This is a genomic window from Kitasatospora sp. NPDC088779 (assembly GCF_040685395.1).
Lineage (GTDB): Bacteria > Actinomycetota > Actinomycetes > Streptomycetales > Streptomycetaceae > Kitasatospora.
The window spans coordinates 217,191-232,296 of the sequence record NZ_JBFBHW010000008.1; the positions used below are offsets into that span (position 1 = coordinate 217,191).

Sequence of the window (15,106 nt, forward strand, 5' to 3'; positions counted from 1 at the left end):
TTCCCGGAGTCTGGCAGACCGCCCCACCACGGAACTGACGCACCCACAGGTCGGGGGGCGGCGGGCCTGCCGCCCCCCCCCCCCCCCCGCGCGCAGCCGGCGGCCGGGGGCCGCCAGGTTGCGGGGCGGCAGGGCTCAGGCGATGCCGCGCGGGTTGAGGACGGTGAAGCGCCAGCCGCCGTCGGCGTCGCGGCGGGCGATGTTGGCGGTGGTGCCGGTGGGGGCGATCCGCTCGCCGTCGGGGCCGTCGATCTCCAGGGTCCAGTCGGTGACCAGGAGGGCCGTGTCCGCGCCGATGACCTTGTGCCGCGGGACGTTCGTCAGCCTGCCGCGGGCGGCGACGGTTCCGCCGATCTCCGCACGCAGTGCTTCGACGCCGGTGAGGAGCTCGCCGGCCACCGTGCGCATGGCGGCACCTTCGGCGAACAGGGCCAGCACGTCGTCGACGTCTCCGGCGTTCAGCGCGTCCTGGAACACGGTCGGCAGCTGCGTGGGGTCGGTGATGACAGGGAGCATGGTGAGAGGTCCTCAGGTCGGGAACGGGTGGTGGTGACGGCCCTTCGGCGCGGCGCCCGGTGCGGTGCTCGCTGTGCTGCCGGGCGTGGCGCCCGGTGCGGCGCCCGCTGCGGTGTTCGCTGCGGTGCCCGCCGTTCGCCCGTGACTCCACGATGCCGCCGCAGCCACCCCTCGGGCGAGGTAGAGTCGGGACTCGACATGGTCGAAAGTGGACAGCGCGACGTCGTCGACATCGCCTACGACAACCCCGACCGCTTGCGGACCGGCATTGAGGTGCTGACCTTCGACGCGCTGAAACCGCGCCTGAAGAGCGCGGTCGCCCGCCGGCCGAGCCGCCTGGACTTCCACCAGCTCATCCTGGTGCGCGGCGGCGAGGGCACCGCCATGGTCGATTTCGTCACCTACCCGTGCACCCGCGGCACACTGCTGCACCTGCGGCCCGGCCAGGTGCAGCGCCTGCCCTCGGACGCGAACGGCCACCCCGCGGACCTTGACGCCGTCCTGCTGCTGTTCACCGCCGACTTCCCGCCGCCGCTGCCCGCGACGCAGCAGATGCTCGACGGGTTCGGCCCCGTCGCACGGCTCCTGCCGCCGGCCGAGCTCGACGCCTTCGACCGCGCCGTGACGGAACTGGACACGGAGTACCGGAGGCTGCGGGACGGGCAGGCCCCCGGCCCGACAGCGCCCGTCGATGCCGATGCCGATGCCGATGCCGATGCCGATGCCGATGCCGATGCCGGTGCTGATGTCGATGCCGAGCTGACCGGAGTGCTGCTGTGCCAGCTCCTCGGCGCGCTGCTCATCCGCATGGCGCGCCTCCCGGACCCGGCCGGACGCCCCGCCCTCTCCCCGCCCGGTGCCGGGGTCTACCCCGCCTTCCGCCGCGAACTGGAACGCTCCTTCGCCGCCACCCGCTCCGTCGAGGACTACGCCGCGCGGCTCGGCTACTCCCCGCGCACCCTGACCCGCGCCTGCCTGGCCGCCACCGGCCGCAGCGCCAAGCAACTCGCCGACGCCCGCGTCGCCCTACAGGCACAGCGGCTGCTCGCCCACACCGACCTGCCCGTGGCCGCGATCGGTCGCGCGCTCGGTTTCACCGAGGCCACCAACTTCGGCAAGTTCTTCGCCCGCGAGACCGGCCGCACCCCGGGCGACTTCCGCCGGGCCCAGCGATGATTCCACCCCGCCCAGCGGTGACGGGGCCTGCGATCCTCATGACCGATACACGGATGAGACGCGCTCCACACGGGAACCTGACGTGACCGATGGACGGATGAAACGCCTCCTCGACAGGAACCTGACATCCCGCTCCTACCGTGCGACGCATGCCACCTACCTATGGCCAGACCAGCAGTCAGCACAACCGGAACCACGACCGGGCCCGCGGCCGAGCGCGCGGCCGAGTCCTCCTGACCGCCCTCGTGGTGGCCGCCGGCCTCGCGCTGGCGGCGCCCGCAGGGGCCGCGCCGCAGGACGGGGCCGCCACCAGCCAGGTGGCCGTCCACCCGGAGGCGGTCACGCCCGCGCAGCAGCAGGCCGTCCTGGACTACTGGACCCCGGAGCGGATGGCCGCCCTGACCCAGCCGTCCTCCGGCAACCCGCCCAAGAGCGGCCCCGACGGGGCTCCGTGGACCGGCTCCGCCACCCTGAGCAAGACGGTGGGCCGGCTCTTCTTCACCGACCACGGCGAGGACGGGAGCTGCACCGCGACCGTCGTCGACAGCGCCAACCGCAGCACCGTCGTCACGGCGGCGCACTGCGTCAACAACACCGACCTGCTCGGTGAGAACAACGAGTGGCTGACGAACTCGATGTTCGTCCCCGGCTACCACGACGGCACCGCCCCGTACGGCACGTTCGTCGCCCGCACCGGGGTCGTCCACGCCACCTGGCTCCTCAACGACCAGCAGGACGGCAAGTACTCCGCCTACGACCAGGCGTTCCTGGTCCTGAACGGCAACGCCGAGGGCAAGCGGGTCCAGGACGCCGTCGGCGCCGCGCAGCGCATCGGCTTCGACCGGCCGGGCAGCGCGAAGGTCCACCAGTTCGGCTACCCGCGTGCGGCGTCGGGCGATCCCGCGCGCCAGGGCCTGCCCGAATACACCGGGGCCCGGCTCGCCTACTGCGCGGGGCAGACCCGCGAGCACCCCGGCTTCCCTGGCCACCCGGTGCCCCCGGGTGAGTGGGGCGCCCCCTGCGTGATGGGCGGCGGTTCCAGCGGCGGCCCCCGGATCGCCGACTTCGACCCGTCCTCGGGGATCGGCACCGTGGTGGGCGACAACACCCAGGGCCCGTCCTTCGACTCCTCGGGCCGGGTCTGCGACTTCGGCGACACCTCCTGCACCCGGCACCTGGTCGGCCCGCAGTTCACCTCCGCGATCACGAAGCCGCTGTACAAGGCGGCCGAAAGCGCCTGGATCGCCGGTTGACACCGCCTGGTGGGGGCGGTCGGTGGAACTCCACCGACCGCCCCGACCAGGTCACCTTTGGGGTGCGGCGCCGTCCACGCCCACCACCAGCCAGTGGGACGGAAGGTCGATCCGGCTGCCGTCGGGCGCGAACTCGGTGAGGAACAAGGGCAGTTCGCCGGAGGCGAGGACGGTGAGCCCGGCGGTGCGGAACAGCTCGCCGAAGGCCGAGTCGACGACCTCGGCGGGGGCGAGGCCGTGCTCGAAGACGGGGCGCAGCTTCGGGGGAGGGCCCTGCGGGCTCTGGGCGAGGCCGGCCAGGACGGCCTTCGCCGACGAGGACAGCTCGACGACGAACGCCCGGCCGCGACCCCCGACCAGGGTGGCGATGGCGTCGGCGACCGGCTGGCGGTCGGCCGGCTCGGACTGGTGGATCAGGCCGCGCACATACACGTTGGCATCGCCGAGCCGGGCGTGCAGCTCCCGGACGCCCGGCCCGTCGGTGGCATCGAGCTGGGTGAACTCGGCCCGCCCGTCCGGATGCTGGGTGCGGGCGAGCCCCACGGCGGCGGTGGACAGGTCGACCCCGAGGACGCGGCCGAAGCGCTCGGCGAGGAAGCGGGTCTGGGTGCCGTTGCCGCAGCCGACGTCGACGACGGGCAGCGCCGGGTCGGCGAGGTAGGGGTCGAACAGCGCGAGGTGCACGCTCGCGGTGAGCGCCGGCTCCGCGTCCCAGATCACCGCGCCGGCCTCCGCCGGTGCGTCGCGCCAGAAGCCCTCCCAGGCGTTCAGGTACCGACTCGACACGGGCATGGCGGAGAACCTCCCAGCTGGTGGAGCACGGTGTCGGGATCGGCCCCGGACGGCGAGCGGCGCGTGGAGGCGCATAGGGAATCCGCGAAGGCCTGCGCCCCCGGCTTTCCCTGAACCCCCGAGCTGCGCGCAGCTCCGCCCGACCGGACGGCCGATGACGGTCAGTCACGCTAACGACCCCGGCGGGCGAGGCCGGCCGCGAGTCACCCGAATGCGGTAATTCCGAGCGAAGTTCGCCCGAACGGCCGCCCCGCCGTGCGAGCGCGTCGCGGTGACCCCGCAGGGGCGGTGACCCCGCAGGGTCGGTGCGAGGCTCAGCCGGTCACGCTCGCGGGGGTGGCGGCGAGGTCGCGGACCGTGTCGGCGATGGCGTGGAAGTCCTTGCGCAGGATCTTGGAGTGGTTGCTCGCGACCTTCGTGCTGACCCGGATGTTCGGGTTGCGGGCGAGCACCGGGTCGAGGTTGGTGCGGATCTGTTCCATCAGCTTCGCCTCGCCGCCCAGGTTGCCGCCCGAGGCGACCACGTACCGGACCGGTGCGGTCACCCGGTCGAAGACCGGGTCGAGGGCGGCGGGCGCGCAGAGCTCGTTGATTTCGAGGTTGATCTCGGCGTGCTGCTCGGCGCTCATCCGCGCGGCCATGCCGAGTCGGCGGGCGATCGGGAACAGCGGGCTCAGCCGGCGGAACAGCTTGCGGACCTGCTCCCGGGTGGCGTCGTCGAGCCACTCGTGCGGGAACGCGCCGTCCACGGACACCGCCCCGAGGACGCGGTCCGGGTGCCGGGCGGCCCAGTGCACCGCGAGCATCGCGCCGTAGGACCAGCCCACCAGGATCGGCCGGTCCACGCCCCTCGCGGCGAGGACGGCGTCGACGTCGCGCAGGCACGCTTCGAACGAGTAGTCCGCCGAGCGCTTCGACTTGCCACGGGCGCGCTCGTCGAAGGTGATGTGCCGGTAGTCGTCGCCGAGGTCGGCGATGACGCGCCGCCAGTGCGACTGGTCGGCGTAGGAGCCGTTGAGGTAGACCACGGGACGGCCGGGCCCGCCGGTGTCGGTCACGGCCAGGGCGGTGTCGTCGACGGAGACCATGCCGGTCCAGGCGGGCTGCTCGATGGTCATGGTGTGCCTTCTTCCGGGTGCGGGTGCGGGTGCGGGTGCGGGTGCGGGGGTGGCGGGTTGCCGAGGGCCGCTCTGCTGCGGTTCGTTGTTTCTGATGATGGAAACGCTACGTTGCCTTCACGGATGGCGGCAACCAGTTCGTTGCTCGTAATCAGCATTGGTGCAGGTGAAGACGCGATTATCGTTGCAGTGGCCTTGAATTTAACGCAACGTCAGCCACTGTGTTCGTTGCACTGGAATGGGAGTGAACGCTATGGTGAGGGCATTCGGGGAAGCGTGAAGGGAGAATCGCGGTGCCGGGAGGCAGGCTCACTCAGCAGGAACGCCAGCAGATCGCGCTGGGGATGGCCGACGGCCTCGCCTACGCGGAGATCGCCAGGCGTCTCGACCGCCCCACCTCGACGGTCACGCGCGAGGTGATGCGCAACGGCGGCCCCACCGCCTACCGTGCCGACCTGGCCCACCGGGCCACCGAACGCCGCCGCGCCCAGCGGCGCAGGCCGGCCGCGCCCCGGGGGCCGGAGGCGCCCCCGCAGGCCCACGGGCGCGATGCCGAGGCCGTGCGCGAGTACCAGGAGACGTACACCACCGTCCTGATGGCCTCCGGCATGCCCAAGATGACGGCCCGGGTGCTGGCCTGCCTCACCCTCACCGACAGCGGCAGCCTCACCGCGTCCGAACTCGCCCGGCACCTCCAGGTCAGCCCGCCGTCGATCTCCAAGGCGATCGCGTTCCTCGACGGCCAGGGCCTCGTCCGCCGGGAGCGCGACGAGCGCCGCCGCGAGCGCTACGTCGTCGACGACGACGTCTGGTACCAGTCGATGATGGCCAGCGCCCGCGCCACCGCCCACCTCGTCGAGGTCGCGCGGCAGGGCGTCGGCGTCCTCGGCCCGCAGACCCCGGCCGCCACCCGCCTGGAGAACATCGCCCGTTTCGTCGACTTCGTCTCCGAGAGCATCGTCCGCGCGGCGGAGCAGGCCCGCGAGATCCTCCACGCGAAGCCCGAGGCGACCCCGTCCGGACCGGCCGCTCCGCGTCCGGACCACGGATAGCCGGCGGTCACCGGGAGGCGGCGCGGTAGGCGCGGCGCCAGGGGCCCGGGTCCGCGCCGAGGGCCTGGACGATGTCGGAGAGCAGTTCGACGTCCAGGCGTTGGCGTCCGCTGCGGAAGCAGTCGTAGACGGTGATCCGCCCGGGTGTGCGTTCCCCGGCCGGGACGCCGCGGGCTGCCCGGACGGAGCTGATCCGCCGGACGATGGTCGAGTAGGAGGGGCTGCCGGCCTCCTGCCTGAGCAGGGTGAGGGACTCGGCGAGCGCGTCCAAGGAGTGCGAACGGGCTAGCGTCGCAGCGGAGTTGACCTCGGCGGCCCGGCAGGAGCACGGGGCCGCCGTGGTGCGCATAGGTGACCAGGTCAACGCTCTGTCCTCCCCCCGCCGGGCCTGCGTGAACAGCCTCTTCGCGCCGGGGGTTCCTGTCAACTGAGGTGAATCAAATGGCGAAATCCATACACTCCCGTTTGTTCGGGATCGTTCGGAAAGCTGCCCAGGCCCTCAACTCCGCTGCCAGGATGGCCGCATTCCGCAGTGACACGACGTCAGAGAGGGAGGTGTCGGACCTCATGAAGTCCGCCCGAAAGATCGTCTCAGCCCTGGCACTCGCGATCGGCCTGAGCGTCTCGTTGCCCGTCGCCGCCGCGCAGGCCGACCCCGCCAATCCGCAGCCCTACGCCTACGGTTACCTCGCCGCGCTCGCCCGCCCGGCCAACGGCGGCCCCAACGGCACCTACTACTGCATGGACGAGTACCGGCAGACCAACGGCGACGGCCGGCCGGTCGTCCTGCGGCCGTGCGACGGCTCCTGGAACCAGTTCTGGTTCGTCTCGGAGGACGGCCTCATCCACAGCACCAACGACGGCCGCTGTCTGTCGGGCCACGTCCCGAGCGGCCCGTCCGACAGCCCGGGCGCCACGGCGGTGGGGTGCAACGGGGGCGACCCGAAGCAGCGTTGGACGTTCGGCACCGACCGCGGCGTGTGCAACGCCGTCGGTGCCTGCCTGACCTACGTCGGCAACCAGGGCCCGCGGAACTCCTACGGACTCTGGACGCTGGGGCGGAACGCGAGCATGGGGCAGACCCAGGAGTTCGACTGGCACCACTCCGACAGCGACCGTCCGATCAACCCCAACATCTAGACATCTGGGCCCTGTCCGGGGACCGGCGTGGCCGGGGTCGAGGCGGTGATCGCCTCGGCCCCGGCCGAACGGGGGGCGCCGGTCACCAGACGCGGCGGTCGGCGGGGGTGCCCAGGCCGGTGCGGAGGTGGCGGACGAGGCTGCGCCGCAGCTCGCGGTCCTGGTCGGTCTCGACGGGGAGGTCGAGCTGGACGATGTCCACGCCGGCCGAGCGGAGCAGGCCGATGCGGGCGGCGACGGTGGCGGGGGAGCCGGCGTACGCGGCGGTGAGCGAGCGGCGGATGTAGGCGGCGACCTGCTCGTCGCCCCGGGAGGGGTCGGAGCGGCCGCGCTCGCGGTCGCGGTCGAGCTGGACGGCTTCCGTCCAGGGTCCGCCGCCGCCGGAGGTGAGGCGGAGGGCGTCGCGGCGCAGCCGGCGGACGCGGTCGCGGGCCGCCTCGTCGGTGTCGGCGAGGACGACGGTGACGTGCCGCCAGATCCGCAGGGTCCGGCCGTGCGCGGCGGCGGCGGTGCGGACCTGGGCTATCCGCCGACGGGTGTCCGGCAGCGGCAGCGGGCTGACGGCGTAGACCTCCGCGTAGCGGGCCGCCAGGTCGAGGCCCTGCGGTGACGAGCCGCCGAAGGAGAGCAGCTCGCCGCCGGGTCTGGGGTGCAGGCCGGGCCGGGCGGCGGACACGGTGTAGAACTCGCCCTTGTGGTCGATGTCCTGGTCGGCGGCGAGGTAGCGGGTGAACAGGTCGAGGTACTCGTCGGCCCTGCGGTAGCGCTCCTGCTTGTCCAGGAGGTCGCCGTCGCGGGCCGTGTCGTGGTCGCTGGAGCCGATGATGACGTGGGCCGCCGCCCGCCCGCCGGAGAGGCGGTCCAGGGTCGCGAGGGAGCGGGCGGCGACGGTCGGCGCGGTGGTGCCGACCCGGTGGGCGACCGCGATGCGGAGCCGTGTGGTGGCGGCCAGGGCCCAGGAGGCCACCAGCCACGGGTCGGGCCACGAACTGGACTGCACCACCAGGGCGCTGTCCAGCCCGTCCTCCTCGTTCTCCCGCGCGGTGCGGGCGACGTACGCGGGGTCGGCGGTGCGGTCGCGGCCGTCGGGGGCCCAGCGCAGGGCCTGGCGTTCCTGCGCGGTGTGGCCGGGAACGGGTGCGGCGCGGACCCCGCCGCGGATTTCGAGTGGCACGGCTCTCCTCCGGTCGTGAGCGTCGTGAGGGTGGCAGGGGATGGGGACGGGTGGGGCGCGACGGTCAGAGGGCGGCCGGCCCGAGCCGGGCCAGGGTGTCGAGCAGCTTGGCGCGGCTGACGAACACCTCGGGCGGCAGCGACACGTACAGCTGGATGGTGGTGACGCCGGGGCGGTGGTAGGCGAGGATGCGCTCCCGGCACTCCTCCGGCGAGCCGCTGATGAACAGCCCGTCGACGACCTCGTCGGGCAGCGCCTTCTGGGCGCCCTCCGGGTCGCCGGCCGCCCAGAGGCGGTGGGTCTCGGCGAGGAGTTCGCCGTGGCCCAGCCACTCGTGGAACTTGCGGTACGGCTCGCGGTTGAGGATCCAGGCGAGGAACGGCCGGCTGGCGCGGTGGGCGTAGTCGGTGTCCTCGGTGGGGCAGACGAAGACCTTGACGACCAGTTCCTTCCCGGGCGGCTGCGGGCCGACGGCGTCCAGGATCTTCGGCACGTCGTGCGGGAACAGCAGGTTGGTGATGGCGCCGTCGCCCTCGTTGAAGCCGAGCCGGAGCATGTTGGGCCGCAGCGCGCCCAGGATGACCTTGACCGGCTCGGTCGGCGGGTGAGGCAGCCGGTAGCCGGTGATGTCGAAGGTGTCGAACCCGCCGGTGACGTACTCGCCGCGCAGCGCCCGGGTGACGAAGCGCAGGACGTCCCTGGTCCGCTTGAACGGCTCGTCGAACGGGATGCCGTTGATGTCGGTGACGTGGGCGGGCACCGAGGCGCCGATGCCCAGCAGCAGTCGGCCCGGGGCGAGTTGGGCGAGCGTCGCGGCGGTCTGGGCGAGCACGGCCGGGCCGCGGGTGTGCACCGGGACGATGCCGGTGCCGATCCGCAGCGAGGGGGACCAGGCCGCCGTGGCGGCCAGCGGGGTGAAGGCGTCGGTGCCGCCGCCCTCGGCGCTCCACACGTCGGTGTAGCCGAGGTCGGGCAGCCGCTCGACCAGGAACCGGTGCCGGTCGATGGTCAGGCCGGGCAGCGGGAGGGTGATGCCCCACTTGGGCGGTGCGGCGGGCACGGGGCCGTGCGCGGAGCCGGGCGGGACGGTCCCGCTGTGGTGGTGCGGTCGGTGCGGGTCGGTCATCGGGATGGCCGTCCTTCCTGTGGTGCGCGGTGCTCTTCGGAGCCGGGGGAGAGGCGGTGTCCGCGGGTCAGCGGACCCATACGGTGGTCAGGTCGAGGAACCAGGACTGCGGCTGCACGAGCCCCTGGACCTTCGGCGAAAGGGCCCGCGGATTGCGGTCGTTGACCACGAACAGCCAGGGCGCGTCCTGGGTGACCAGGGCGAGCGCCTTGCGGTACCCGGCCTGCCGGGCGGTCTGGTCGGCATCGGCGGCCGAGGAGGCGAGCAGCTCGTCGACCTGCGGGTTGGTGTAGTGGCCGGTCCAGAACGGGCTCTTGGAGCCGATGAACAGCGGGAGCAGCGCCTCGGACTGGAACAGCGTGGTGGACTGGGCGACGGCGTCCGAGCCGAGCGCCACCTGGCCCTTGGCCTCGGCGCCGATCAGCGTGGTCCAGTCGGTGGTGCGCAGCTCGACCTTGATGCCGACGGCGGCGAGATCCCGCTGGAGGGCCTCGGCGATCGGCACCGGCAGCAGGTTGCCGCTGCCGCCGGTGGGCACGGTGACGGAGGTGCTGAAGCCGTTCGGGACGCCGGCCTCGGCGAGCAACTGCCGGGCCTTGGCGGGGTCGTAGGAGTAGACGTCGCCGGCGGGGTCGTAGGCGGCGGTGGCGCGCGGTGCGGTCTGGTAGGCGGGGTCGGCGGTGCCGTGCAGCAGCTTCTCGGCGATGGCCTTGCGGTCGATCGCGAAGTTGGCGGCCCTGCGGACCAGCGGGTTGTCCCAGGGTGCCTTCGAGGTGTCCAGGATCCAGTACCAGAGGTGGTCGTAGCTGTTCGTGGCGATCTGGACGCCGTCGGCCTTGAGGCTGTCGATGTCGTCCGGGTTCGGGTACTCGATCCAGTTCACGCCGCCGGAGCGCAGGGCGGCGGTGCGGGCCGCGGCGTCCGGCAGCGCCTTGATCACGAGCCGGTCGAGCTTGGGGGCGCCGCGCCAGTAGCTCCTGTTGGCGGCCAGCTCGATCTGCTGGCCCTCGGTCTGCGAGACGAACGAGAAGGGGCCGGTGCCGACCGGGTGCTGGGCGAAGTCGGCCGAGCCGGACTTGCGGACGGCGGTGGGGCTCGCGATCAGGACGTGCGCGAGGTCCTCGGGGAAGTGGCCGTTGGGGTCCTTGGTGACCAGCTCGACGTGGTCGGCGTCGGTCTTGCGGTACGAGACGATGTCGCCCGCGTACTCGGCGGCGGCGGCGCCGAGGGCGTCGGTGTACTCGGGGCTCTTCTTGTCGAGGTAGCGGGCCAGGTTGAAGAGCACGGCGTCGGCGTCGAACGGGGTGCCGTCCTGGAAGGTGACGCCCTTGCGGAGGGTGAAGGTCCACGTCCTGGCGTCGGCGGCGACCTGCCAGTCGGTGGCCAGGGCGCCGGTGACGGCCGGCGGCTTGTCGGTGTCCTTGAGCAGTTCGTACCGGGTGAGGCCCTCGTAGAGCTGGAAGGAGACCAGCCGCTTGCCCTCGAAGCCGGCGCCGCCGATCACGGTGTCGGGGTTGGGGAGTCTGCCGGTGGCGCCGATGACCAGGGTGCCGCCGCGGCCGTCACCGCCGCCCGCCCCCGCGGAGCCGCCGCCGTCGGAGCCGGCGCAGCCGGCCGCCGCCGCGAGCAGAACGGCGGCGGCCGGCAGGGCGACGGCTCTGGAGCGGATACGGCTGGTGCGCGTCATGGTGAGTCCTCGTCGGTTCGGTGGTGCGGAGGTTCGGTGGTGCGGGGGTTCGGTGGTGCGGGGGTACGGAGGTTCAGCGGTGTGTCGGCACGGGGCTTCGGCGGCGGGTCACGCGACGCCGGTGGCGGCCTCCAGCAGCGCCCGGGTGTACGGGTGCGCGGGGGAGTCCCAGAGCAGGCCGGCGGGGCCCTCCTCGACCACCCGGCCGTGCCGCAGCACCAGGACCCGGTGGGCGAGGTGCCGGACGACGGCGAGGTCGTGGGAGATGAACAGGTAGGCCAGGCCGGTGCGTTCCTGGAGGTCGGTCAGCAGGTCGAGCAGGCGGGCCTGCACGCTGCGGTCGAGGGCGGAGGTCGGTTCGTCGCAGACGACCAGGTCCGGCCCGGTGGCCAGGGCCCGGGCGACGGCCACCCGTTGGAGCTGCCCGCCGGACAGCTCCCGGGGGTAGCGGTCGGCGAGCGCGGGCTCCAGGCCGACCTGGGTGAAGAGCCGGGCGACGGCCGCGGCGCGTTCGGCGCGCGGCGTGCCGTGCAGGCGCAGCGCGAAGGCGACCGCCTCCCCGGCGCGCAGGCTGGGGTTGAGCGATCCGCGCGGGTCCTGCGGGACGAACTGGAGCCGGCCCCGCAGCGCCCGGTCGGCGCGGCCGCGCAGCCGGTACGGATCGCGGCCGGCGAAGCGGACGCTGCCGGCGTCGGGGGCCAGCACCCCGAGGGCGAGCCGGGCCAGGGTGGACTTCCCCGAGCCGGACTCGCCGACCAGACCGACGGTCTCGCCCGGCGCGACGGTGAGGCTGACGGCGTCCAGGGCGGTCCGGTCGCCGTAGCGCTTGGTGACGGCGTCGACGACCAGGACCGGGCCCGGCGGGGCGTGGACGGCGTCAGGCCGGGCGTGGTCGACGGTGTTCATCGGCGGGCTCCCGGTTCGGCGGCCACCAGGGCGGCGGTGAAGGCGTGTTCCGGGTCGCCCAGCACCCGTTCGGCGGGCCCGAGCTCGACGATCCGGCCGGCCCGCATGACCGCCACGGTGCCGCCGATCCGGCGGGCCGCCGCGAGGTCGTGGGTGACCAGCAGCAGGGCGATGCCGCAGTCGGCGCGCAGGGTGGCGAACAGGTCGAGGATCCGCCCGCGGATCAGCGCGTCGAGCGCGGTGGTCGGCTCGTCGGCGATCAGCAGTTCCGGGCCGCAGCAGATCGCGACGGCGATGGCGGCGCGCTGGCGCAGGCCGCCGGAGAGCTCGTGCGGGTAGGCCCGGGCGACGCGTTCCGGGTCCGGGATGCCGGCGGTGGCGAGCAGCTTCGGGACGGCCGCGCGGGCGGCCCGGCGGTCGGCGGCGATCCCGTGCCGCCGCAGCACCTCGGCGAGCTGCGGGCCGATCCGGCGCAGCGGGTCGAGCGAGGCGGTCGGGTCCTGCGGCACGTAGCCGATGCGCCGGCCGCGGACGTCGGCCAGTTCGCGTTCGCCGAGCGCCCGCAGGTCGGTCCCGGCGAGCCGGACGCCTCCGGTGACGGCGGCGCCGTGCCCCGGCAGCCCGAGCACGGTGCGGGCGACGGTGGTCTTGCCGCTGCCGGATTCGCCGAGCAGCACCAGGGAGCGGCCGGCGGGCAGGGCGAGGGAGACGTCGTCGACGGCCCGGACCCCGCCGGGGTACTCGACGGTCAGGCCGTCGATCTCCAGCAGCGCGCTCATGCGCCCACCCGCTTCGCGGCCCGCGGCCGGGCCGAGCCGTCGGCCGAGCTGTCGGTGGAGCGGTCGGCGGACCGGCTCGCGGCGGCGGCGGGGGCGGCGTGCGCCAGCAGGGCGGCGGTGTCGCCGACGCGGGTGCGCAGCGTCTCGCCGAGGGTGTTGAAGACGACCGAGACGGCGAGGATGACCAGGGCCGGCAGGACCGCCACCCAGGGGTGGGTGAGCAGCGAGGGCCGCAGCTCCTCCAGCATCGCGCCCCACTCGGCGGTCGGCGGGGCGACCCCGAGCCCGAGGAAGGACAGCCCTGCGGCGTACATGATGGCCAGCCCGACCAGCGAGGACGCGTACACCAGGACCACCGGCGCCACCACCGGGGCGACCTGGCGCAGGACCAGCGACCCCCAGCCGGCGCCGCTGACCCGGGCGGCCACCAGGTATTCGGCGGCCCGGACGCGCCGGGTCTCGGTGAACGCGACCCGTGCCACCGCGGGGGTGAGCACCACCGACAGCGCGAGCACGGTCGCGCCCAGGCCGGGTGTGAGCAGCGAGGCGATGGCGATCGCCAGCAGCACCCCGGGGAAGGCGTAGAGCACGTCCAGCAGGCGCAGCAGGGCCTGCTCGGTGATCCGGCCGCCGAGCCCGGCCACGACGCCGAGCAGGGTGCCGACGACGGCGGCCACCGCAACGGGGACGAGCCCGCCGGTGAGCGAGGCGCGCCCGGCCCAGATCAGCCGGCTGAGCAGGTCGCGGCCCTGGCCGTCGGTGCCGAGCGGGTGGCCGGGGCTGCCCGGGTCGAGCAGCCGGTCCGCCAGCCGCCCGGCGGCCGGGTCGTACGGGGCGACCAGCGGCGCGGCGAGCGCGAGCAGGACCAGCAGCGCGGCCAGGGCGGCGGGGACGGTCAGGCCGAGGTTCGCTCGGGCGAGGACACGTGACGTCACATCAGTTCCTTACTCGCGGGTCGATCGCCGCGTGCGCCGCGTCCACGAGGATGTTGACGCCGACGAACGCGACCGCCACCACCAGCACCCCGCCCTGCACCAGGGGCAGGTCGCGGGAGGTGAGCGCGTCGTACAGCAGCCGGCCGACGCCGGGCCAGGCGAACAGGGTCTCCACGAAGATCACCCCTTCCAGGAGGTAGGCGAGTTGCAGGCCGCCGATGGTGAGCAGTGCCGGCGAGGCGTTGTGCACGCAGTGCCGCAGCACGGTGGCCGGGCGCAGGCCGCGGGCGCGCAGCGAGTCGGCCAGCTCGCCGGCCAGCACGCCCCCCAGCGCGGCCCGGAACACCCGGGCGGTGAGCCCGAGCGGGACGAGCGCGGCGGCCACGGCCGGCAGGACCAGGTGGCGGGCCAGGTCGGGCAGGCCGCCGGAGCCGAACACGTCGTGCGTGCCCCCGGCCGGCAGCCAGCGCAGGCCCACGGCGAAGACGGCGATCAGCAGCAGGGCCACCGAGTACTGCGGGGCGGAGACCGCGAGGGCGGACAGCGCGCCGGAGATCCGCCCGCCGGGGCCGCGCGGGCGCAGCGCGCCGACGGCGCCGAGCGCCACCCCGCCGACCAGCACCAGCAGGAAGGCGGCCGCGGTCAGGGTCAGCGTCTGGCCGAGCGCCGGGAGCAGCAGGTCGGCGACCGGGCGCTGACCGGAGACGGAGGTGCCGAGGTCGCCGGTGAGCGCGTGCCAGAGCCAGGAGGCGTAGCGGACGGGCAACGGCTGGTCCAGGCCGAGCCGTTCGGAGAGCTCGCGGCGGGCCTCGGGCGGTGCGCCCGGCCCGAGGAAGAGGGCCACCGGATCGCCGGGGACGAGCGTGACGGTCGCGAAGACGACGGCGGTGACGCCGAGCAGGGTCGGTACGGCCAGCAGGAGGCGGCGCAGCAGGAAGCGGGTCACCCGGCCCTCCGTGGCGTGGCGCCGGACTGGCCGGCGGCGGGCCGGTTGGGCGGGGCGGGCATGGGGCTGGTGGTCCTTCCGGGAGGGGCGGTTCGGGAGCGGGTCGGGACGGTCACCAGCGGTAACCGGCAGTCACCGGCGGCGTCCGGGGGGCTGGAGCGCCGGACCGGGGCCGTGGGACGGGCCGTTCGCCGGGGGCGGATGCCGCGTCCGGGCGGGATCGGGTGCCGGAGCACGGGTCGGGCGGTCCGTGGGACGTGGGACGTCGGTGCCGCTCCGGCCGCTGCGGCCGCTTGAAGGAGCGTTGCGGACCGGTGGCCCGGACAGCCAGTCAGCACTTGATGCTGTTACTCCTGGTCACAGCATCCGGAGTGTCAGGACCGCCACTGCCCAGGGCGCTGAGCCCCGGTTCCGTCCTTGACCTGCACAAGGAACCGGACCTAGGGTTCCCCGCATGGCTATTCGGCGGACCGACATCACCCTGGTCGGGATCGGCGGCTCGTGGC

At 74.1% G+C, this 15,106-nt stretch carries 15 protein-coding genes; 4 read left to right on the plus strand and 11 right to left on the minus strand.

Features of this window, described 5'->3' with window-relative positions; all coding sequences use genetic code 11:
• Positions 1–135: 135 nt before the first annotated feature.
• Positions 136–516, minus strand: a complete 381-nt coding sequence (locus tag AB0P03_RS10360) for a nuclear transport factor 2 family protein (RefSeq protein ID WP_363581864.1) — start codon at positions 514–516, stop codon at positions 136–138.
• A gap of 198 nt (positions 517–714) precedes the next feature.
• Between AB0P03_RS10360 and AB0P03_RS10365 the strand changes: the two genes are divergently transcribed.
• Together AB0P03_RS10365 and AB0P03_RS10370 are read left to right on the plus strand one after the other, a co-directional pair.
• Positions 715–1,692: a helix-turn-helix transcriptional regulator gene (locus AB0P03_RS10365; RefSeq protein ID WP_363628403.1), complete on the plus strand. Its 978-nt coding sequence runs from the start codon at positions 715–717 to the stop codon at positions 1,690–1,692.
• Positions 1,693–1,841: 149 nt separating this feature from the next.
• Positions 1,842–2,945, plus strand: coding sequence for a hypothetical protein (locus tag AB0P03_RS10370; protein ID WP_363628404.1), 1,104 nt, complete (start codon positions 1,842–1,844; stop codon positions 2,943–2,945).
• A gap of 51 nt (positions 2,946–2,996) precedes the next feature.
• Here the strand turns inward: AB0P03_RS10370 and AB0P03_RS10375 are convergent, their stop codons facing one another.
• Both AB0P03_RS10375 and AB0P03_RS10380 read right to left on the minus strand, forming a co-directional pair.
• A complete protein-coding gene (locus AB0P03_RS10375) occupies positions 2,997–3,737 on the minus strand; it encodes a class I SAM-dependent methyltransferase (RefSeq protein ID WP_363628406.1) in 741 nt (246 codons plus the stop codon).
• A gap of 314 nt (positions 3,738–4,051) precedes the next feature.
• On the minus strand, positions 4,052–4,855 hold the full coding sequence (locus tag AB0P03_RS10380) for an alpha/beta hydrolase (protein ID WP_363581872.1): 804 nt from the start codon (positions 4,853–4,855) through the stop codon (positions 4,052–4,054).
• A gap of 293 nt (positions 4,856–5,148) precedes the next feature.
• Between AB0P03_RS10380 and AB0P03_RS10385 the strand changes: the two genes are divergently transcribed.
• Positions 5,149–5,907: a helix-turn-helix domain-containing protein gene (locus AB0P03_RS10385; protein WP_363581874.1), complete on the plus strand. Its 759-nt coding sequence runs from the start codon at positions 5,149–5,151 to the stop codon at positions 5,905–5,907.
• A gap of 7 nt (positions 5,908–5,914) precedes the next feature.
• On the opposite strand, the gene AB0P03_RS10390 is transcribed toward AB0P03_RS10385, so the two are convergent.
• Positions 5,915–6,271 carry a hypothetical protein gene (locus tag AB0P03_RS10390; RefSeq protein ID WP_363581876.1) on the minus strand — a complete coding sequence of 119 codons (357 nt, stop codon included), beginning with the start codon at positions 6,269–6,271 and terminating at the stop codon, positions 5,915–5,917.
• Positions 6,272–6,474: 203 nt separating this feature from the next.
• Between AB0P03_RS10390 and AB0P03_RS10395 the strand changes: the two genes are divergently transcribed.
• Positions 6,475–7,047 (plus strand): RICIN domain-containing protein, encoded by a 573-nt coding sequence (locus AB0P03_RS10395; protein WP_363628408.1) that lies wholly within the window; start codon positions 6,475–6,477, stop codon positions 7,045–7,047.
• Between the two features lie 82 nt (positions 7,048–7,129).
• Here AB0P03_RS10395 and AB0P03_RS10400 read toward each other — a convergent pair whose 3' ends face one another.
• The 7 genes from AB0P03_RS10400 to AB0P03_RS10430 form a co-directional block, all read right to left on the minus strand.
• The gene (locus AB0P03_RS10400) at positions 7,130–8,221 is read right to left on the minus strand and encodes an LLM class flavin-dependent oxidoreductase (RefSeq protein ID WP_363624725.1); all 1,092 of its coding nucleotides are present in this window, start codon (positions 8,219–8,221) and stop codon (positions 7,130–7,132) included.
• Between the two features lie 64 nt (positions 8,222–8,285).
• Positions 8,286–9,347 (minus strand): LLM class F420-dependent oxidoreductase, encoded by a 1,062-nt coding sequence (locus tag AB0P03_RS10405; protein WP_363581882.1) that lies wholly within the window; start codon positions 9,345–9,347, stop codon positions 8,286–8,288.
• 67 nt (positions 9,348–9,414) lie between these two features.
• On the minus strand, positions 9,415–11,034 hold the full coding sequence (locus tag AB0P03_RS10410; protein ID WP_363581884.1) for an ABC transporter substrate-binding protein: 1,620 nt from the start codon (positions 11,032–11,034) through the stop codon (positions 9,415–9,417).
• 108 nt (positions 11,035–11,142) lie between these two features.
• A complete protein-coding gene (locus tag AB0P03_RS10415; protein ID WP_363581886.1) occupies positions 11,143–11,940 on the minus strand; it encodes an ABC transporter ATP-binding protein in 798 nt (265 codons plus the stop codon).
• On the minus strand, positions 11,937–12,719 hold the full coding sequence (locus AB0P03_RS10420) for an ABC transporter ATP-binding protein (RefSeq protein WP_363581888.1): 783 nt from the start codon (positions 12,717–12,719) through the stop codon (positions 11,937–11,939). Before AB0P03_RS10420 ends, AB0P03_RS10415 begins: the two co-directional genes overlap by 4 nt.
• Positions 12,716–13,654 (minus strand): ABC transporter permease, encoded by a 939-nt coding sequence (locus tag AB0P03_RS10425; RefSeq protein WP_363628410.1) that lies wholly within the window; start codon positions 13,652–13,654, stop codon positions 12,716–12,718. The genes AB0P03_RS10420 and AB0P03_RS10425 overlap by 4 nt, the downstream gene beginning before the upstream one ends.
• Position 13,655: 1 nt before the next feature.
• Complete coding sequence (locus tag AB0P03_RS10430) at positions 13,656–14,600, minus strand: ABC transporter permease (RefSeq protein WP_350880832.1); 945 nt, start codon at positions 14,598–14,600, stop codon at positions 13,656–13,658.
• Positions 14,601–15,106: the final 506 nt, after the last annotated feature.

Excerpts from the sequence above, each read along its gene's own strand:
- AB0P03_RS10360 (WP_363581864.1), bottom strand. The coding sequence starts at position 516 with ATGCTCCCTGTCATCACCGACCCCACGCAGCTGCCGACCGTGTTCCAG.
- AB0P03_RS10365 (WP_363628403.1), top strand. The coding sequence starts at position 715 with ATGGTCGAAAGTGGACAGCGCGACGTCGTCGACATCGCCTACGACAAC.
- AB0P03_RS10370 (WP_363628404.1), top strand. The coding sequence starts at position 1,842 with ATGCCACCTACCTATGGCCAGACCAGCAGTCAGCACAACCGGAACCAC.
- AB0P03_RS10375 (WP_363628406.1), bottom strand. The coding sequence starts at position 3,737 with ATGCCCGTGTCGAGTCGGTACCTGAACGCCTGGGAGGGCTTCTGGCGC.
- AB0P03_RS10380 (WP_363581872.1), bottom strand. The coding sequence starts at position 4,855 with ATGACCATCGAGCAGCCCGCCTGGACCGGCATGGTCTCCGTCGACGAC.
- AB0P03_RS10395 (WP_363628408.1), top strand. The coding sequence starts at position 6,475 with ATGAAGTCCGCCCGAAAGATCGTCTCAGCCCTGGCACTCGCGATCGGC.
- AB0P03_RS10405 (WP_363581882.1), bottom strand. The coding sequence starts at position 9,347 with ATGACCGACCCGCACCGACCGCACCACCACAGCGGGACCGTCCCGCCC.
- AB0P03_RS10410 (WP_363581884.1), bottom strand. The coding sequence starts at position 11,034 with ATGACGCGCACCAGCCGTATCCGCTCCAGAGCCGTCGCCCTGCCGGCC.
- AB0P03_RS10415 (WP_363581886.1), bottom strand. The coding sequence starts at position 11,940 with ATGAACACCGTCGACCACGCCCGGCCTGACGCCGTCCACGCCCCGCCG.
- AB0P03_RS10420 (WP_363581888.1), bottom strand. The coding sequence starts at position 12,719 with ATGAGCGCGCTGCTGGAGATCGACGGCCTGACCGTCGAGTACCCCGGC.